This window comes from Roseovarius roseus, from assembly GCF_043355935.2.
In the GTDB taxonomy this organism is placed as follows: domain Bacteria; phylum Pseudomonadota; class Alphaproteobacteria; order Rhodobacterales; family Rhodobacteraceae; genus Roseovarius; species Roseovarius roseus.
Genome location: NZ_JBHFPE020000001.1, coordinates 359,680 through 378,371, shown reverse-complemented (window position 1 = coordinate 378,371; position 18,692 = coordinate 359,680). Strand labels below are relative to the sequence as shown.

The following is an 18,692-nucleotide window of genomic DNA, read 5'->3' as shown; positions in this document are numbered from 1 at the left end:
GCGCGGCGGTGCAAGGTATCGTCCGTGGGATATGGCAGCGCGCAAGGGCGGGCTTGGGAACAAGGTGGACGTGGAATGACAGTCTCTGCAGAGCGCAGGCTCCTCAAGGCCCCGGCGGCGCTGGCATTCGGCGCGTTCCTCGCCCTGATGGGCGTCGCGGGGCTGGCTCAGACAGCACCCACCGCGCTCGAATCCGCTGCGAGCGATCCTCAAAGGGAAGTCTCCGTCGCGCCCGATGTGCGCGATTCCCAAATCGAAGACCGCCTGACCCGCATCCTCAACGCCAGCCAGTGGTTCGAGGCGCCGGAGGTGTCGGTCAGCGAGGGCATCGTCTTCATCGACGGGACCACCGAAAATGCCGAACGCAAGGAATGGGCCCGCCAGCTGGCGCTGCGCACCGAGGGCGTCGTCGCCGTGGTCGACCGGATTGAGGTGACGCCCAATGTCAGCTGGGATCTGACCCCGACATGGCGCGAAATCGAGCGGTTGGCCGAGCGGGCGCAATGGTTCGCCCCGCTGACCGTCGCGGGCCTCGTGATCCTCGCTCTGGCGTGGATCCTCTCGCGCGGCGTGGCCGCCCTTGCCCGCAGGTCGCTGCGCGGACGCATCGCCTCGCCGCTCTTGCTGAATTTCGTGGCCAAGGTGGTGGCGATTCCGGTCATCCTGATCGCGATCTACCTGATCCTACAGATTGCCGGCCTGACCCGGCTGGCCGTTACGGTCCTGGGCGGCACCGGCCTTGTCGGTATCGTCGTGGGCCTCGCCTTTCGTGAGATCGCCGAGAACTCGCTGGCCAGTATCCTGCTGAGCATCCGCAACCCGTTTCGCGCGGGCGACTGGATCCGCGTGGCCGATTATCAGGGCATCGTGCAGAACCTCAACATGCGCACGACCGTGCTGCTGACGCTGGACGGCAACCATGTGCAGATCCCCAACGCCATCGTCTACAAGAGCATCATCGAGAATTTCTCGACCGCGCCCAACCGGCGCTCGGAATTTTCGGTCGGGATCGGCTATGACGACTCGGTGCTGGAGGCGCAGGAGGTGATCGCCGAGGCGCTGCGCAGCCATCCCGCCGTGCTGGACGATCCCGAGCCCAGCGCACTGGTAGACGAGCTGGGCGCCTCGACCGTCAATATCCGCGTGCAATATTGGTTCGACGGGAAATCCTATTCGATCTTCAAGGTGCGCTCGGCGCTGATGCGGCAGGTCAAGCTGGCGCTGCAGAATGCCGGCATTTCCATGCCCGACCCCTCGCGCGAGATCATCTTTCCCAATGGTATCGTGGTGCGGCAGCAATCCGGCGATGATGGCGAGATGAAGATCCTGCCGCACGCCCCTGCCCCGCCCGAGGAAGACGCAGCCGAAACCGCGCCCGGTGAAGGCGACCTGACCTCCGAGACGGAAGAGTTGCAACGCCAGGCGGATGCCACCCAGAGCCCCGATGCCGCCGAGAACCTGCTGGCGCCCGAGCCGGCCGAGCCGCGCGGAGACAGGTAGATCCCCGGCGCCCGTCGCCGAGAGCGGGAACGATTCCCGGACTGCATGGTTTGATCGGTATTCCGACCATCAAACGAGGATTCTGGGCATGACCGACGACACACTCGACAAGGGCGGCGCACCGCGCCAGCAAACAACCGACCGCGAGCGCACGATGACCACGGCGCAGGGCGGTCCGATTGCGGATGACCAGAATTCGCTGACCGCAGGGCCTCGCGGGCCGGTCCTTCTGGAAGATCACGTGATGCGCGAAAAGATCTTTCATTTCGATCACGAGCGCATCCCCGAGCGGGTCGTCCACGCCCGCGGCTATGGCATACATGGCCATTTCGAGCTGACCGAGGCCATCCCCGAACTGAGCTGCGCCGACATCTTTCAGCGCGTCGGCGAGAAGACACCCACCTTTACCCGGTTCTCCACCGTGGCGGGTAACAAGGGTTCCTTCGATCTGGCCCGCGACGTGCGCGGGTTTGCAACCAAGTTCTACACGCAGGAAGGTAACTGGGACCTCGTCGGCAACAACATTCCCGTCTTCTTCATTCAGGACGCGATGAAGTTCCCCGACCTCGTCCACTCGGTCAAGGAAGCGCCCGATCGCGGCTTTCCGCAGGCGCAATCGGCGCATGACAATTTCTGGGATTTCATTTCGCTCTCGCCCGAGGCGATCCACATGACACTGTGGCAGATGTCCGACCGGACCATCCCCCGCTCCCTCCGCTTCATGGAAGGCTTCGGCGTGCACACCTTTCGGCTGGTCAATGCCGAGGGCAAGTCGCATTACGTGAAATTCCACTGGAAGCCGCGCCAGGGCGTGCAATCGGTCGTCTGGAACGAGGCGGTCAAGATCAATGGCGCCGATCCCGATTTCCACCGCCGCGACATGTGGGCGGCGATCGACGCGGGCGACTATCCGCAATGGGATCTGGGCATTCAGGTGTTTGACGACGACTTCGCCGACAAGTTCGAATTCGACATTCTGGATGCCACCAAGCTGATCCCCGAAGAGCAGGTGCCGGTACGCATCATCGGCACGCTGACGCTCGACGCCAATGTTCAGAATTTCTTTGCCGAGACCGAGCAGGTGGCCTTTTGCACCCAGAACATCGTGCGCGGCATCGATCACACCAACGACCCGCTGCTGCAGGGTCGCAATTTTTCCTATCTCGACACGCAGACCAAGCGTCTGGGGGGGCCGAACTTCACGCATATCCCGATCAACGCGCCCAAATGCCCGATGCACCACTTTCAGCAGGACGGGCATATGGCGATGCGCAACCCCAAGGGCCGCGCCAATTACGAACCCAATAGCTGGGGCGAGGATGGTGGCCCGCGCGAGAACCCGGAGATCGGATTCCAGAGCTATCCCGAGGAGATGCAGGGCCAAAAGCAGCGCACACGCTCGGAGACCTTCGCCGATCACTACAGCCAGGCGCGCCAATTCTGGATCAGCCAGACCGAGACCGAACAGCGCCATATCATCGCCGGCTATACGTTCGAGCTGTCGAAATGCGAGCATGAAAAGATCCGTCTGCGCGTCCTGTCGCATCTGCTAAACGTGCATGACGATCTGGCGCAGGGCGTGGCAGAGGGGCTGGGCGTGACCGATATGCCCACGGCGGCCACACCGGCCCGCGCGCCCATTACGGACCTGCCCGCGTCGGATGCGCTGAGCATTCTCAAGAACGGGCCGAAGAGCTTTGCGGGCCGCAAGCTGGGCCTCTATCTCAGTGACGGCGCTGATGCGGAGTTGGTAGAGGCGCTGGAAAAGGCGTTCAGGGCCGAGGGAGCGATGGTGGCCATTGTCGCTCCGCATATCCAGGGCGTGACACTCTCGGACGGCTCGACGCGCGCCGCGGACGAAAAGATCGATGGTGGCCCGTCGGTCCTGTTCGACGCGGTGGCGCTGGTTTTCTCAGACGAGAAGGGTAAGGATCTGGCGAAGGACAAGCCGTCCAAGGATTTCGTCAGCGACGCCTTCGCGCATGCCAAGTTCATCGGCTGGACCGACGCGGCGCAGCCGCTGGTCAAATCGGCCGGGGTCGAGGATATCGATGAGGGCATGCCAAAACTCACTGCCGAGTCCGCCGCCGATTTCGTGGAAAAATGCGCCAAGCTGCGCTATTGGGCCCGCGAGACAGCGTGAACCTATGACACCTTTGGCAGCGGCCTGGCCTCACGCCGGGCCGTTCGCCCGTCTGCGCATCACCCACGCCCGCGCAGGTGCTGCAGCCAGATGAACATGCCAACCATCTGCGGGCGCAGTTTCAGAAATCCGCGATAGCCCAGTTCCAGCACAGGCAGAACGCCCGGCACCGACGCGATCCGCACGGCCCAGCCCCAGCCGGGCACCTGCCGCCAGACCTGCGCAAAAGCTGCAGCACCCGAGACGAGCCGACCCTCCTGCGTGCGCACATGAAACCGGGCCTTGGCGTCCTCGGGGCTCAGATCATCGGGCAGCCGAACCTCGGGCTTCGAGACATCCACCAGCGCCAGACGGCCCGCCTTGTCGCGCGCCGTGTAGTGCGACAGCTCGGCCCGGCAGAGCGGGCATGCGCCGTCATAGTAGACGGTCAGCCCGCCCTGCTCGTCCGTCCCGACCGCGCTCATTGCAATAGCGCCTCGATACTGCGCGTGATCTGAGGCGACAGCGGATCGACGCGCGAGCCATAGGTTCCCGCAACGCTGCCATCGGGCGCAATCAGCACCTTGTTGAAGTTCCAGCGCGGCTCAAACCCCGTCTCGGCGCGTAGCGAAGCGTAGAAGGGATGCGCGCCGTTGCCGCGCACTGGCGTGATCCGGGTCATCGGCATGTCGATTCCATATTGCAGCTCGCAGAATTCCTTGACCTCCGCATCGCTGGCCAGCTCTTGGTTGAAGTCATCCGATGGCACGGCAAGCACGATCAGCCCCTCTTGGCGATAGCGATCATAGAGATCCTGCAGCCCGCGATACTGGCGCGTGAAGGCGCATTCCGAAGCGGTATTGACCACCAGCACCGGCTGCCCGCGCCATTGTTGAAGCGACACCTCGCCTCCATCGATGGAGGCGAAGGGCGCACGCAGGTCGAGCGCGCTGGCCGGCAGGGCAATCAGAAAGGACAGGCAAAGGATGATGGCGCGGATCATGGTCAGGCTCCTTGGTGATGCATGAGATACGTCGGCGCGGCGCGCATGGATCACACTCCGCTCGCCGCTACTGACGCCGCTCCAGCCTGCGAAAGAGCAGCGAGAGGCCAAAGCAGAGGATGAAGTAGAGCGCCGCCGTGGTGATCCACGCTTCGAAGATCAGCCGGGTTGAGGCGACCCGTTCGACCGTCTTGTAGGTCAGGTCCTGCACCGAGATCAGCGAGATGATCGAGCTGTCCTTGATCAGACTGATAAACTGGTTCGCCATGGGCGGGGTCACCTTGCGCATGGCCTGCGGCAGGATGATATGGCGCATCTCCAGCACTGGTCCCATGCCGATAGCGCGCGCCGCCTCGCGCTGTCCCTGCGCGATGGACTGGATGCCCGCGCGCACAATCTCGCCGACAAAGGCGCTCTCAAACAGGGCCAGTACGATGACGCCCGAGATCAGCGACGGAAACCGGCGCATGTCGCCAAAGAAGAATTCCCAGATCGCGGCATTCTCGCCCCGCGCGATGCCGCGCGCCCAGGCGTTCAGGTTCAGCGCGTCGATCAACTGCTGCGACAGGAAGAAAAAGAAAATGAAGATGATGACGACGGGCGGGATATTGCGCAACAATTCCATATAGGTGCGCGCCAGAAGGCGGATCGTCAGGTTATGCGCAGTGCGCGCGATGCCAAGGATCACGCCCAGTATCAGCGCGAGAGCACTGGCATAAAGGCTGATGCGGATCGTCGTGATCAACCCCTGCAACAGCAGATTGGCAAACCATTCCCCCCGGTCCTCGCGCCAGCGCAGAATGTAGTCGGGGATGAGGTGCCAGCGCCAGTCATAGGTCAGCGTGCCCTCGGCCCGCAGCACGGCATAACCGATCCCCGCCGCAAGGGCGGCGAGGATCAGAAGGTCAGGCCAGCGCAGTTTGCGCAGGATCGCGGGCATGGCGCGGGTCCCTTATTGAGGGATCTGGTCCTGCCAGGCGTCGCCCTTGAACCAGTAATCATTGCGCTCCTTCAGCCAACCCGAGGCGGTGCGCCCGGCAATCCAGTTGTTGAAGAAGTTGAGCGCATCGGGATCGCCCTTGCGCAGGGCAAAGCCCTCGCCCGTGGCCAGAAAGGTCTGATCGAAGGGCACATGCAGCTTCTCGGGATAGCGCCGCGCCTCGATCGAGGGGGCCGGCTCGGCGAACATCGTGGCATGGGCATTGCCGTTCAGCACTTCCTGCACCGCCGCCGCCTCCTCGTCAAAGAGAAGCAGCTGCGCCTCGGGAAAAAGCTGCGCGATAACGGTGGCGGGCGTCGCACCCCGGCGGGCCGAGAAGATGACATCGGCGCTGTTGTAATCCTCCTGCGCAAAGCCTTCGGTCATCTCCTTGTTGGCAAGGATGGTCTGGCCGGAAAAGGCGTAAGGGTCGCTGAAATTGACCGTCAGGTTGCGCTCGGGCGTGATGGACATGCCCGAGATGATCACATCGAAATTGCCCGAGACGAGCTGCGGGATGATGCCGTCCCACGCGGTCGGGATGAACTCGACATCAACGCCCATATCCTCGGCCAGCGCGCGGCCCACATCCAGCTCGAAGCCGATCAGCTCGCCATTCTTGTCGCGCATCGACCAGGGGGTAAAGACCGACAGGCCGATGCGGATCACGCCGTCCTGCTTGATCGTCTCGATCACCGATTCCTGCGCCAAGGCCTGCGTGGCCGACTGGGCGCTGGCGGGTGCGCCAAATCCGGTGGCCGCGGCAAAGGCAAGGCCCAGCATCATCGCCGCTCTGCGTGTTGTCGTCATTGGGAAATCTCCTTGAAAAGGGGGCTTGGTCATGGGGTGAAGCGCCGCTCCAGCGCCGAGACGCCGAAGGACAGAGCGAGAGTGATCGCCAGATATACGGCAGCCACGGTGAACCAGATCTCAAAGCTCATGTAGCTGTCGGATATGATGTTGCGCCCGACAGTCGTCAGCTCGGCCACGGCGATGACGCTGACGATGGCCGAGGACTTGATCAGATGCACCGCCTCCCCGGTCAGCGGCGGCAGCATGAAGCGCACCGATTGCGGCAGGATGATATAGGCGAAGGCCTGCGCGCGCGACATGCCGATGGCACCCGCCGCCTCCCACTGCCCGCGCGCGACCGAGTTGATGCCTGCGCGGAAAATCTCGGAGATCAGGGCGGAATGGAAAACGGCCAGCGTCAGGATCGCCGCGCTCCAACGGCTGAGATCAAGGATCGGGCCAAGCACATAGTAGAAGAGGTAGAGCAGCACCAGAAGCGGGATGTTGCGGATCAACTCCAGATAGACCGTGGCCACGCCCCGGCCCATGATCAGCCCCGAGAGGCGCAGGATCGCCACCCCTGCCCCGATCAGAACCGCCAGCCCAAAGGCCGCCGCCGAGAGCCGCACCGTCGCCCAGAGGCCAATCAGTATCTCGCCCGGCTGAAACCCGTCCTCGGTCAGCGCGCCCAGATATTGCGGCACACGGTACCATTGCCAGTTATAACCCATCCGCTGCGCGCCCACATAGGCCGACCAGATCAGCGCCGCCATGATCGCGGCATAGAGGGCGATCGCCACTGGCGGCCGGTCGAGAATACGGGCGACGCGCATCAATGGCCCAGGATCTGGTTCAGAAAGACGCGGGCGCGCTCGGTCTTCGGCTCGGAAAAGAAGATCTCGGGCGGCGAGATCTCGACGATGCGCCCTGCCTCCATGAAGACCATGCGGTCGGCGACCTTGCGGGCAAAACCCATCTCATGCGTGACGACGACCATGGTCATGCCGCTCTCGGCCAGATCGACCATCACGTCCAGAACCTCGCCGATCATCTCAGGGTCAAGCGCCGACGTCGGCTCGTCGAACAGCATCACGCGCGGCTCCATGCAGAGCGCGCGGGCGATGGCAACGCGCTGCTGCTGCCCGCCGGACAGCTGATCGGGGCGCTTGCCCTCCTGCTCGGGGATGCGGACGCGCTCGAGATACTTGCGCGCCAGCGCCTCGGCCTTGGCGCGGCTTATCCCGCGCACCTTGCGCGGGCCGATAGTGAGGTTTTCCAAGACCGTCAGATGCGGAAAGAGGTTGAACTGCTGAAACACCATGTCGACATCCTGCCGCAGCTGGCGGATATTCGGTGACCCGGCCTTCATCAAGTGCCCATCCACCGTCAGGCTGCCATCCTCATGCGTCTCAAGCCCATTGATGCAGCGGATCAGCGTGGATTTGCCGGACCCGGAGGGACCGCATATGACGACGCGCTCGCCCGCGCTGACGGTCAGGCTGACATCGTCCAGCGCCCGAAAAACGTCGAAACGCTTACCGATATGCTCGGCCACGATAATGGGCTGCTGCGTCATGCGATTGCTGTCCCTGTCCCTTGCGCGGTTAAGATAGCGCATCCGCGTCCATTGCAACCGGGATTGCGCAGTTTTTGGCGCAATCGCGGCTGCCCGCGTCAGTCAGGCAGTGCGCCGCAGAAGCCCCCCGATGAGGCCTGCCCCGAGCCGAAGGCAATCAACGGTGGCGCGGAATAAGGGTTGGGAGGCGATGCGCCAAGGTCCAGCGCGATGACGCCGCCCACCAAGGCAAGCGCGGCAAGGGCGATGATCCGGCGGCTCATGTACGTGCCTCCAGACCAAGGAAAGGACGCAGTTTGACACCGTACCACGAGCCGGCAAAGGCGGCGGCGAACCAGACCCAGCCATGCAGGCTGCCGGTCGAGATCCCAGAGAAGAACGCACCCACGTTGCAGCCGAAAGCCAGCCGCGAGGAATAGCCCAGCAGCAGCCCGGCAATCACCGTCGCGGCCCAGGCCTTTGCGGGCAGCTTGGGCAGCGGGGCCGACAGCCCCCCGGCGCGCCAGCTGGCCACCAGGAACGCGCCCGCGATCAGCCCGAAATCGGTCAGCGAGGTGTAGTCGGTCAAGACACTGGCGCCCACGCGCTCAGCATTGCCGGGGGCCGACCAGAAGGCCGATCCGCTCAGATCCGCGCCCATGCCGACCGCGCCCTTGGCCACCCAGAGGCCGAGACCATAGACCACCCCCCAAGGCTGACCCGCGATCAGCAGGTTGCCGATGGCCAGCGCAGCCAGCAACAGCGCGGCGATGATCAGGCGGCGCGGCAGCTTGCGCGTGCCCGGTGCCGCGCGCCACAGCAGAAACGCGGCCACGGCGGCAAGCCCGGCCAGCGTGACGGCAAGGCCGCTGGTGCCGCGCAGCACCATGATGGGCAGCGCGCCCAGATCGGTCCACCACATGAGGTGATAGGCGCCGAAAAAGCTGCCGATGGCAAAGAACGGCAGCGCGACAAGGCCCACGGGATTGCCGCTACCCGCGTTGACCAGCGTCCCCGAGCCGCAGCCCAGAACCACCTGCATCGCCGCGCCAAAGACGAAGGCCCCGCCGATCATGGCAAAGCCGATGGGCGCCTCGGCCCCCACCAATTCGCCGCCATGGCTGGCCAGCAGCGGCAGCGCGGCCACGGCCACGATCCCGATCGCCAGAAGCTGCGCCAGAATGCCCGCAGGCTCGCGCCGCAGGATCATCGCGCGCCACGGCCCGGCAAAGCCGAAGCGCAGCCCCTCCAGCGTCATGCCAATGCCAAGGCCGATGGCCAGCATCACTCCGAAACGCGCGCCCGCCAGCGCCGCGACGGCCGCGATCAGGATGGCGGCAAGGACGATCAGCCCGGCGCGGGGCAAAACCCGCCCCCGGCCAGCGCGGCGGGCGGTATCATCTATGGTAGCAGTCATCAGTTCCCCATGATCTGGTTCAGCAGGTTGCGCAACAGACCGGGCACATTGGCCATCTCGTTATCTGTCTTGGAATAGCCCACCATCGATTCCGCATAGAGCTTGACATCGGGCATCCCGGCCAGTTCGGACATGGCGAACCAGTCGGTCGCGGCCCAATGGCCCGTGTTGCAGAAGGACACGATGGGCCGGTCTGCATTCAGGCCCATCCGGGTGGCAATATCGCTGGCTGCCTTCGCATCCACGATCTGCGTGCCGTCCTTGAAGAACTCGGAATGGGTGATGTTCTGTGCACCGGGCAGCGTGCCGGGACGCGCAGCTGCATCGTGCCCCTTCTTGCCCTCGTAGAAATTCGCGGGCCGTGCATCGACCAGCGTCGCCTCGCTTGCGCCGTTGACGACTGCGGCGACGTCATCCGTCGTGGCCAGCCAGCGGTCGGAAAAGGTGATGTCGATATCGGAGGGCGTGGGCGCCTTGGCCCCCGTCATCAGCGGCAGCTTGCCCTCCTCCCAAGCCTGCATGCCGCCATTGACGATGGCCAGCTGCGTCAGGCCCGAGGATTTCAGCGTCCAATAGACGCGGGCAGCAGCGCCGAAATCGGTGTCGGTATCGCCCTCATGCACAATGGCGATGGGGCGCTCGAACGTGACGCCCAGGCTTTGCAATGTCGCCTCGATCTGGTCTTCGGAGGGAACCTGGCCGGGGTTATCCTTGGGGCCGCGGAAGCTGGCATAAGGCGCCGAGACGGCGCCCGGAATATGGCCCTCGGCATAGGCATCGCCGCGAATGTCGAGGATCAGCGGCGCCTCCGCCTCAAGCTGCGCGTTCAGCGCTTCGGGCGCGATCAGGGGGCCGAAGGTATTCTGGGCGAAGGCGGGGCTGACGATGCTGGCAAGCGCCAGCGCGGCCGGGGCGAGAAATTTCATGGCGTGTACCTCATTGTTGCGGGTCTGCGCGTGATGTCGGTCCGAACGTGCCGGATGACAAGCTGCTGCCGCCCGCGGCCCCAGACCGCCGGCAGGCCGCTATCACCACAGGCATGATAGACGCGCAACGCTTTTGTCGCAAACGGTGAGACGCGCGGAATATATTCTGCCCCGCGCGCGCCAATGAGAACGATTGCCTTTTTTGCGGCCCGCCGCCCGAAGGGCTCAGCCGCGGTTCAGCGCCTGCGCCATGCAGTGAATACCGCCGCCGGTCTTGGAAATCTCGGCCGTGTCGATGGCCGCGACCTCGAAGCCACGCGCGCGCAGATTGTCGACCAGAACGGTCGAGGCCTTTGGCGCGATCACCTTGCCATTACCGAGGCTCATCACGTTGCAGCCAAGAGCCATCGTGTCACGGAAGGGCACGTCGATGATCTCGTGCCCCTTGCCCTTCAGCCATTCGACGATCCAGGGATCGGTGCAATCGAGGCAGACGGCTGTCAACTTTTCCGCGATGGGCACGACCATGAGGTCGATATGCACGTAATACTCGTCGATGAAGGCCAGCTTCACCTCCCAGCCCTCATCTTCGAACCAGCCTGCGACCTGCTTTGCCCCCGCCTCGTTCGTGCGCGCGCCGCCGCATCCGATAAGGACGACGCCCTCCTCGATCACGTTGAAGTCGCCACCCTCGAAGGTGCCGGCGGTCACCATGTCATAGATGGGGATGCCCAGTTCCTCGTAGGTGCGGATCGCCGCGTAATTCTCGCCCCGGCGCCACCACTGGGACATGGCGGTGATGATCGCGCCATAGGGCGTCATGACCGAGCTGTCGCGCGCATAGACCTGCATGGGCAGTTCCGGCTCGGGCGCGTGCATCTTCACCTTGACGCCGAAGTGCTCGTAGGCGGCGACCATCTCGGCATGCTGGCTTTGTGCCACCTGAATGTTGCAGGGATTCTCGCGTAGATGCTTGGATGACAGGCTCGAGGTCGACAGGTGCTTGAGATGCGCGGGCGAGCCCAAAAGGACATGGCTCAGCGCGTCCGTCTCGTTGGGCAGGTGCCAGTGCTGCATCGGGGCCGTGCCGCCGCCACGCTTGCGGCGTTGAAGGGTGAATTCGGATTGCGTCTTGTCCAGCATGTCAGGTCTCCTGGGTTAGGCGTCGGGCATGGCGGATGGGATCCACCAATCGCGCCCGCGCGGGGTGTCAACGTATTCGGGCCAGCGGAAATGGATGGGCGGGTCGTAATCGCAGAGCGGCGGCATCCATTTGCTACCGCCAACGCCGCCGCCGGTGCGGTCCTTGAATTCGGTCATGGCGGCGTCGCGCGCGGCCTCATCCTCCAGCAGGCGCAGCGCGGAGAGGGCACAGACGCGCGCGGCTGTCCGCACCATCGGGTCGATTGTGGCGGGGATGCCGCCGAGCGCGTTCATCACCCAGTTGGGATAGGGCGCGCCCGAGGGTTTCAGCGCGGGCCGCGCGATGTAGAACCGTGCCAGCGGTGCGTGCCAGCTCATGTCGGTGTAGTCGTCGCTTGTGCTGTTGAGTTGGCTCGGCGGCAGATCTCGTCGCAGGATCGCCTCGGCCTCTTGGGGCGCGATGAGGCGGCTCATTTCGTCGATGAAGGGCGCCTCCATCGGCTCCTGCCCCAGATTGGCCTGGATTTCCTGCGCGACAGATATCGCCGCGTCGTCCCATTCCGGCGCACCAGCCTGTTGCAGAGCGTCCCAGACGATATTCGCCATCGCGTGATTGGCAAGGCCGGGGCGCGATTTGCAGACCCAGTGACGCTCCCACCGGCAGCCGGTCATCTGCGCCACGGCTTCGGCATTGCGGTCCAGCATGGCCGTCACCTGCTCGGCCATGTCCACCGTCGGCGTGCGCATCATGTATTGCAACTCGGCCAGCCCGGCGGGCTGATTGTCGGCGGTGGCTTGCCCGGCGGTCAATATCGCCTCGCTGATCGACCAGCCGCCCTGATGGGGCAGCATCGACTCCCGGAGCGCCTTGGAAAGAGTATACATCTGCACCAGCGCCTCGGACGCGCCGGGCGCGCGGATGGCCGAATGCGATTGCGGGATCGGGGCGCCGTCGCCCGCCCCCCAAGCCTCGGGCGCGTCGCAGATAAAGCGGTAGATCATTGAGTAGGCCGCACCGCAATGCGTGTCCCAGCGCACGGTATTGCACATCGGCAGCATGTAGAACGGGTGAAACGACAGCATTGCCGCGAGGCCGTCATAATAGCCCTTGGCGGCGTGGATGGGCTTCGATCCGCGCACCTTCTCGGCCGGCTCACCGGTAAAGCGGAGCCCGCCCTTGATCCCCTTCGCCTCCATCGCCGCCTTGGTGGCCAAGAGACCGCCAAGCGCACCGATACCCAGCCCCGAATGCGGATCGGTATGCCCGCCCGCCTGATAGCCGAGGCCCTCGCGCGGGGCGCGGTGCGTCGCGGCGGCCTGACAATTGCCGGGGATCGCATCGTATTCGGCATACATGCCGATCACAGGGCCCTCGCCATTGGACCACTCGGCGCAGAAGGCGGTGGGCATGCCGCCGCTGCCTTCCTCGACGGTAAAGCCCTCTTCGCGGAGCCGCTCCACATACCACGCGGCCGAGCGATATTCGCGCCACGCCGTCTCGCCATGATGAAAGATCGTGCTGCACCACTCCGACAGCTCGGGCATCCGGGCATCGACGACATCCAGCGCGTGGGTCTGTGCATCGGTCAGGGTCATGATCCGCCTCCTCGTCCCGGAGTTAGCCAGCACGAAGGCGCGCTTCATAGTGAAACCTTTTCCTTGCATCGGCAAAAATTACTCACCTAACTATCCGCAAGAGTCTCAAGGAGCCGCCCCATGTCCCGCATCCCTTCGACCCAGGCCCTGCGCGCGCTGGAATGTTTTGCGCGCCACGGCACCGTCTGGGCCGCTGCGGACGAGCTGAACCTGACGCGCAGCGCCGTCAGCCACCAATTGCGCCTGCTGGAGCGGGATCTTGGCTTTGACCTCTTCAACCGCGTCGGCACGCGGATCGAACTGACGCCGCGCGGGCGGGCCTATGCGGGCGATGTGCGCGGCGCGCTCAGCGCCATTGCCGGATCGGCGGCGCGCAATGCGGGGCATGGCCTGTCGGGCACCCTGACGGTCAGCTGCACGCCCGGGTTCACGGCCTTCTGGCTGGCCCCCCGGATCAGCGAGTTTCGCAGCATCTGCCCCGAGGTCGACCTGCGGATCATTACCCCCCGTCGCCTCGACGATGTCAGTAGGCCGGAGGCGGATATCTTTATCGCCTTTGGCGACGGCACCATGCAGGGCGTCGAGATCGAGCTTCTGCAAAGAGTCGAATTCGCGCCGCTAATCTCTCCCATGCTGGCCAACCGCCTTGGCGGGATCGAGACGCCGGCGGATGTGCTGCGCGCCGACCTTTTGCATCTGGGCGACGGCACCGATTGGCGGCGCTGGCTGCAGGCCGCGGGGCTGCCTCAGGCGGCGGCGGATCGCGGGCCGGTCATGTCCGACATGAACCTTGTCTATGCGGCGACGATCGCCGGGCAAGGCGTGTCGATGGGCGATGTCATCATCGGCAACGCCGCGATGGAGGCGGGGCAGCTGATCCGCGTGGGCGATGTGCGGATCGCGTCACCAGATGCCTATTACCTTTGCACACCGCCCCAGCAAGCGGCGTTCGAGCCCGCCCTAGCCTTTCGCCGCTGGATCGTGGCTGCACTGCCGCACCGCGCGCGCTAGTCCGGGCGCTTTGGCAAATTCCATTTGCCGTTACCGCGAAAACAATTCGTTTGTGCCGGGCTGCGGCGCACCTCTACGCTTTGGTGTCAAAGGGAGCGTTCAATGACGGAAAAAACCCGCGCAGCAGAGATCGGTGTCGAAGGCATCGGCAAGGATTTCGGCACCTTCACCGCGCTGCAGGATATCTCGCTGACCATCGGGCGGGGCGAGTTCCTGACCCTGCTCGGTCCCTCGGGATCGGGCAAGACGACCTTTCTCATGCTGCTGGCGGGTTTCGAGGATGCCACGCGCGGCCGGATGACGCTGGACGGGCGCGACATGACGCATGTGCCGGCGGAAAAGCGCGGCTTTGGCATGGTGTTTCAAGGCTATGCGCTCTTCCCGCATATGAGCGCCGAGCAGAACATCGCCTTCCCGCTCAAGGTGCAAAAGCGCCCGGCGCAAGAGATCAAGGCACGCGTGGACGAGATCATCGAGATGGTCGGCCTTGGCGGGCATGGCCACAAGCGCCCCGATGCGCTCTCGGGCGGGCAGCAGCAACGCGTGGCATTGGCCCGCGCGCTGGCCTGCGAGCCGCCCGTGATGCTGCTGGACGAGCCGTTCTCGGCGCTCGACAAGAACCTGCGCGGCCAGATGCAGGATGAGGTGCGGCGCCTCCACCGCGAGACCGGCACAACATTCGTCTTTGTCACCCATGACCAGTCCGAGGCGCTGGCCCTCTCCAGCCGCGTCGCCATTTTTGAGAAGGGCCGCCTGCAACAGATCGCGCCGCCGCGCGAGGTCTATGAACGGCCTGAAAACCGGTTCGTCGCCGAGTTTCTGGGCGATATCAACCTGTTGCCGCTCAGCGACACGATGCGCGACGGCGACATGCTGCGCGGCCATTTCGGCGGCCACACCCTGCGGGCGCCGGGGCATGCGGATGGCCAGACGTTGGCCGTGCGGCCCGAATACATGAGCCTTGGACACAGCGCACCCGGCAGCGGCAACGCCATCCCGGCCACGGTGACGGACCTCACATATCTGGGCGCGGGCACGCGCATCGACCTGCGCAGCACCGATGGCACGGCGCTGGTGCTGACCCATCCGACGGACGATCTGCCCCCGGGCCTCGCCCCCGGCAGCGATATCTGGGCCTCATGGCCCGAGGAGAAGGGCTTTCTTCTGTAACGCAACGACCAACTAGGGAGAACAGGAATGAAACACAACACCACATTCACCGACGATCAGCTGGAGCTGCTGGCCGACAAGGCGCGTCAGGGCAAGATCAGCCGCCGCAAGTTCACACAACTGGGCGCCGCCCTTCTGGGCACAGCCGCGCTAGCGACACGCGGGATGCCCGCGCTGGCCGAGGACGGGCAGCTGGTCTTTGTCAGCTGGGGCGGCGATGCCGTCGATGCCTATGACGATGCCTATGGCAAACCCTTCGAGGAAGAGACCGGCATCCGCGTGCGCCAGGACGGCTCGGGCCCGACCGAGGGCGCGATCCAGGCCCAATACGAGAGCGGCAGCCCCAGTTGGGACATCGTCGACGCCGATGCTTTTTCCGCCGAGACCCTGGGCAAAAAGGGCATGATGGAGCCGATCGACTATGATGTGGTCGACCGCTCGAAGATGCGCGAGGGCTTTGGCTGGGAATATTCGGCCTCGAGCTATTTCTTCAGCTATGTCATCGCCTATGACGCCACCAAGTTCGGGGACAATCCGCCCACCTCGATGGCCGATTTCTTTGATGTTGAGACCTATCCCGGCAAGCGCGCCATGTACAAATGGGGCGCCGGCATGTGGGAGGCGCTGCTGATGGGGGACGGCGTCGCGCAGGCCGATCTCTATCCGCTGGACATGGAGCGCGCCCACGAAAAGCTGAAGGGCTTCAAGGAGCATGTGATCAGCTTCTGGGGCAATGGCGCCGAGAGCCAGACGATCATGCTGAACGGCGAGGCATCGATGGCGCTGATCTGGTCGACCCGCGCGCGCCTGCTGGAGCAGGACACCGATGGCGACGTCAAGTTCATCTGGCAGGATGGCGTCATCTCGCCCGGTGCGATGGCGGTGATCAAGGGCAATCCCGGCGGCGCCGAGGCGGCGATGAAGTTCATCGCCTCCGCGCAGGACCCCGAGAAACAGCTGATCATGTTCGACATGCTCAGCCAAGGCCCCGCCAACCCCGCCGCCGACGAGCTGATCCCCGAGGACCAGCGCCGTTTCAATCCCGTGGCCCCTGGCAATTTCGAGCAGCAGGTCGCGCTGGATGTCGCCTGGTACGAGGAGAATTACGGCGCCGCGCTGGACGAATACCTCGCCATCGTCTCGGCCTGATGCCGCGCGCCGCCCCTGCCCGGCAGAGGGCGGCGCTTTCACTGCAAGGATGACCATGCCACACCTGCGCCCCCTGATCCTGCTGGCACCGCTGCTGATGTTCCTCGGCCTCGCCTATGTGCTGCCGTTTCTGGGCGTCATCGGGTGGAGTGTGACCCTGCCCGAGCCGGGACTGCAGAATTACACCGCCGCGCTGAGCGATCCGCTGATCCTGTCGGTCTTCTGGCGCACCTTGCGCATCTGCGCGGTGGTCACGGTGATCTCGGTCATCATGGGCTATATCCTTTCGCTTCTCTGGGTGCGGGGCACGCCTCTGGTGCGGACCCTGACCGAGCTTTGCATCCTTATCCCTTTCTGGATCTCGGTTCTCACCCGCGCTTTCGGCTGGCTGGCCCTTTTATCCAGCCGGGGCATCCTCAACGGTTGGCTCGAAGGAATGGGGGTGATCGACGATCCCTTGCGCCTTGTGCGCAACGAGTTCGGTGTGATCGTCGGCATGGTGCATTTCATGATCCCCTTCGCGGTCTTCCCTCTCGCCTCGGCCATGCGCAGTGTGGATGAGCGCGTACTGATGGCCGCCCGCGGCATGGGCGCCGGGCGCGCGCGCATCTTCTGGCAGGTTTTCGTGCCGATGACGGCCGCGGGCATCATGGGCGCGGCGCTCCTGGTCTTCGTCTTTGCCATCGGGTTCTTCATCACACCTGCCATCCTGGGCGGCGGGCGCAGCGTCATGGTGGCCGAGATGATCTATCTGCGCATCTTCCAGTCACCCGACTGGGGGCTGGCGGCGGCAGTCAGCGTGATTCTGATGGTCGCGATCTCGGCGGCGCTGGCCCTGCTGCTGAAACAGCTCAGCCCCAAAGGTGCCCGATGATCCGCCTGCGCCCCGGTCTGCTTGTCACGCTTCTTGCCGTGCTGGTGGGCATCTTCATGCTGATGCCGCTTCTGTCGGTGATCCCGGTGTCGTTCACGCCCAAGCGGTTTCTGTCGGTGCCCGAGGGCGAGCTGTCACTGCGCCATTATCGCACGCTGATCGAGGACCGCGAATGGATCGAGGGGATCTGGCTGTCGCTACGCGTAGGGCTGCTGTCGGCGGGCATTGCCACGGCGCTGGGAACGGTCTTCAGCCTCGGCATCTGGATGTTCCGGCCGCGCTTTGCGGGGCTTCTGATGGGCATCGCCCTTTTGCCGATGGTCGCGCCGCCGGTCGTCTCGGCGCTGACGCTCTACTTCTTTCTCATCACGCTGACCAAGATGAACGGCGTCATCGCCTATGACACGATGCTGGGCGTCGTACTGGCCCATTCGGTGATGATCGTGCCTTTTGCGGTGGTTTTGGTTAGCGTATCGCTGGCGCAGGTCGACAGGCGGATGGACCTGGCCGCGCGGGCGATGGGCGCATCGCTGGCCACGCGGGTCTTCTCGGTGATCCTGCCGAACATCAAGTTCGGTGTGATCGCGTCCTTCTTCCTGACCTTCGTGCTGTCATGGGAGGAGATCGCGGTGACCATCTTCATCACCTCGGTCGAGGCCGTCACCCTGCCCCGCCTTATGTGGCAAGGGCTGCGCGACAATATCGACCCGGCCATCGCGGCGATTTCCGTGGTGCTGATCGTCATTGTCGCAGCGGTGGTGATCGGGCGCGCCGTGGTCACGGCCATGCGCCGCAAAAGCGCCTAGGCCGCAATCAGCGCCGCCAGCGGCGCGATCTGACGCGCGACCTGCGCCTTCAGATGATCCAGCGTCATCGCGTCATCCTTGACGAATTCCATGAACATCGCGTTCAGATTGTTGAACATCACCTCGCCCAGCGCCTGCGCGTCGAGATGTGCCGCAACCTCGCCCCGCTCCTGCAACCGCCCGATCAGGGCCACCACCTGAGCGGCGAGGGCGCGGTCCAGTTCGGAAAAGCGCACGCCGTTGGGCGTATGCGGCGCTTCGACCGAGAGCGCGAAGGCCGTGCGCCACATCTCCTTGCTGAGATATTCCTGCGAATGGTCGTAATAGCTGCCGATCAGCGCCATCAGCGCGTGATGCACGCCCTCGGGCGGATTGGCAACAATGCACTCGCCGGCCGCCAGCACCTCCTCGACCTCCATCGCAACGGTCGCAAAGAGGATGTCGCCCTTGGAGCCGTAGTAATTATAGACCGTGCCGGGCGACACCTCGGCCATCTCGGCCATGTCCTCGATCCTCGCGGCGCGGTAGCCATCGGCGCGGAAAAGCGTCACCGCCGCGTCGAGTATCCGCTGATTGCGGTCCGCCTTCTGCCGTTCGCGCAGGCCTGACATGGGCATGTCCTTTCCCGGTTCGTGAATTGTTTTAGTGT

19 protein-coding genes are annotated in these 18,692 nt (G+C 64.5%); 7 read left to right on the top strand and 12 right to left on the bottom strand.

What is annotated here, in order from left to right:
* Positions 1-75: 75 nt before the first annotated feature.
* Positions 76-1,500, top strand: a complete 1,425-nt coding sequence (locus ACEWPL_RS02005; protein WP_393934847.1) for a mechanosensitive ion channel domain-containing protein — start codon at positions 76-78, stop codon at positions 1,498-1,500.
* An 88-nt stretch (positions 1,501-1,588) separates the two neighbouring features.
* Positions 1,589-3,643, top strand: coding sequence for a catalase (locus ACEWPL_RS02000; RefSeq protein ID WP_393934848.1), 2,055 nt, complete (start codon positions 1,589-1,591; stop codon positions 3,641-3,643).
* 59 nt (positions 3,644-3,702) lie between these two features.
* Here the strand turns inward: ACEWPL_RS02000 and ACEWPL_RS01995 are convergent, their stop codons facing one another.
* The 11 genes from ACEWPL_RS01995 to ACEWPL_RS01945 all read right to left on the bottom strand — a co-directional run bounded on the left by ACEWPL_RS01995 (position 3,703) and on the right by ACEWPL_RS01945 (position 13,033).
* The gene (locus ACEWPL_RS01995) at positions 3,703-4,107 is read right to left on the bottom strand and encodes a thiol-disulfide oxidoreductase DCC family protein (RefSeq protein WP_393934849.1); all 405 of its coding nucleotides are present in this window, start codon (positions 4,105-4,107) and stop codon (positions 3,703-3,705) included.
* Positions 4,104-4,625 carry a glutathione peroxidase gene (locus ACEWPL_RS01990; protein ID WP_393934850.1) on the bottom strand — a complete coding sequence of 174 codons (522 nt, stop codon included), beginning with the start codon at positions 4,623-4,625 and terminating at the stop codon, positions 4,104-4,106. Before ACEWPL_RS01990 ends, ACEWPL_RS01995 begins: the two co-directional genes overlap by 4 nt.
* A 67-nt stretch (positions 4,626-4,692) precedes the next feature.
* Positions 4,693-5,565: an amino acid ABC transporter permease gene (locus tag ACEWPL_RS01985; protein ID WP_393934851.1), complete on the bottom strand. Its 873-nt coding sequence runs from the start codon at positions 5,563-5,565 to the stop codon at positions 4,693-4,695.
* Between the two features lie 12 nt (positions 5,566-5,577).
* The gene (locus ACEWPL_RS01980) at positions 5,578-6,414 is read right to left on the bottom strand and encodes a transporter substrate-binding domain-containing protein (protein WP_393934852.1); all 837 of its coding nucleotides are present in this window, start codon (positions 6,412-6,414) and stop codon (positions 5,578-5,580) included.
* 29 nt (positions 6,415-6,443) lie between these two features.
* Positions 6,444-7,229, bottom strand: coding sequence for an amino acid ABC transporter permease (locus ACEWPL_RS01975; RefSeq protein ID WP_393934853.1), 786 nt, complete (start codon positions 7,227-7,229; stop codon positions 6,444-6,446).
* Positions 7,229-7,972, bottom strand: coding sequence for an amino acid ABC transporter ATP-binding protein (locus tag ACEWPL_RS01970; RefSeq protein ID WP_393934854.1), 744 nt, complete (start codon positions 7,970-7,972; stop codon positions 7,229-7,231). The genes ACEWPL_RS01975 and ACEWPL_RS01970 overlap by 1 nt, the downstream gene beginning before the upstream one ends.
* Before the next feature lie 98 nt (positions 7,973-8,070).
* The gene (locus tag ACEWPL_RS01965; RefSeq protein ID WP_393934855.1) at positions 8,071-8,235 is read right to left on the bottom strand and encodes a hypothetical protein; all 165 of its coding nucleotides are present in this window, start codon (positions 8,233-8,235) and stop codon (positions 8,071-8,073) included.
* Positions 8,232-9,356: a YeeE/YedE family protein gene (locus ACEWPL_RS01960; protein WP_393935380.1), complete on the bottom strand. Its 1,125-nt coding sequence runs from the start codon at positions 9,354-9,356 to the stop codon at positions 8,232-8,234. Before ACEWPL_RS01960 ends, ACEWPL_RS01965 begins: the two co-directional genes overlap by 4 nt.
* A gap of 11 nt (positions 9,357-9,367) precedes the next feature.
* On the bottom strand, positions 9,368-10,294 hold the full coding sequence (locus ACEWPL_RS01955) for a sulfurtransferase (protein ID WP_393934856.1): 927 nt from the start codon (positions 10,292-10,294) through the stop codon (positions 9,368-9,370).
* Positions 10,295-10,519: 225 nt separating this feature from the next.
* Positions 10,520-11,437, bottom strand: a complete 918-nt coding sequence (locus ACEWPL_RS01950; protein ID WP_393934857.1) for a dimethylarginine dimethylaminohydrolase family protein — start codon at positions 11,435-11,437, stop codon at positions 10,520-10,522.
* A 15-nt stretch (positions 11,438-11,452) separates the two neighbouring features.
* Positions 11,453-13,033 carry a zinc-binding metallopeptidase family protein gene (locus tag ACEWPL_RS01945; protein ID WP_393934858.1) on the bottom strand — a complete coding sequence of 527 codons (1,581 nt, stop codon included), beginning with the start codon at positions 13,031-13,033 and terminating at the stop codon, positions 11,453-11,455.
* Between the two features lie 120 nt (positions 13,034-13,153).
* On the opposite strand from ACEWPL_RS01945, the gene ACEWPL_RS01940 reads away from it, so the two are divergent.
* The 5 genes from ACEWPL_RS01940 to ACEWPL_RS01920 all read left to right on the top strand — a co-directional run bounded on the left by ACEWPL_RS01940 (position 13,154) and on the right by ACEWPL_RS01920 (position 18,043).
* On the top strand, positions 13,154-14,044 hold the full coding sequence (locus ACEWPL_RS01940) for a LysR substrate-binding domain-containing protein (protein WP_393934859.1): 891 nt from the start codon (positions 13,154-13,156) through the stop codon (positions 14,042-14,044).
* A gap of 102 nt (positions 14,045-14,146) precedes the next feature.
* Entirely contained in the window at positions 14,147-15,214 is a 1,068-nt protein-coding gene (locus tag ACEWPL_RS01935) for an ABC transporter ATP-binding protein (protein WP_393934860.1), read from the top strand.
* Between the two features lie 27 nt (positions 15,215-15,241).
* Positions 15,242-16,363 carry an ABC transporter substrate-binding protein gene (locus tag ACEWPL_RS01930; RefSeq protein WP_393934861.1) on the top strand — a complete coding sequence of 374 codons (1,122 nt, stop codon included), beginning with the start codon at positions 15,242-15,244 and terminating at the stop codon, positions 16,361-16,363.
* Between the two features lie 55 nt (positions 16,364-16,418).
* Positions 16,419-17,237 carry an ABC transporter permease gene (locus ACEWPL_RS01925; protein ID WP_393934862.1) on the top strand — a complete coding sequence of 273 codons (819 nt, stop codon included), beginning with the start codon at positions 16,419-16,421 and terminating at the stop codon, positions 17,235-17,237.
* Complete coding sequence (locus ACEWPL_RS01920) at positions 17,234-18,043, top strand: ABC transporter permease (protein WP_393934863.1); 810 nt, start codon at positions 17,234-17,236, stop codon at positions 18,041-18,043. Before ACEWPL_RS01925 ends, ACEWPL_RS01920 begins: the two co-directional genes overlap by 4 nt.
* Here the strand turns inward: ACEWPL_RS01920 and ACEWPL_RS01915 are convergent.
* Entirely contained in the window at positions 18,040-18,654 is a 615-nt protein-coding gene (locus ACEWPL_RS01915) for a TetR/AcrR family transcriptional regulator (RefSeq protein ID WP_393934864.1), read from the bottom strand. The genes ACEWPL_RS01920 and ACEWPL_RS01915 overlap by 4 nt on opposite strands.
* Positions 18,655-18,692: the final 38 nt, after the last annotated feature.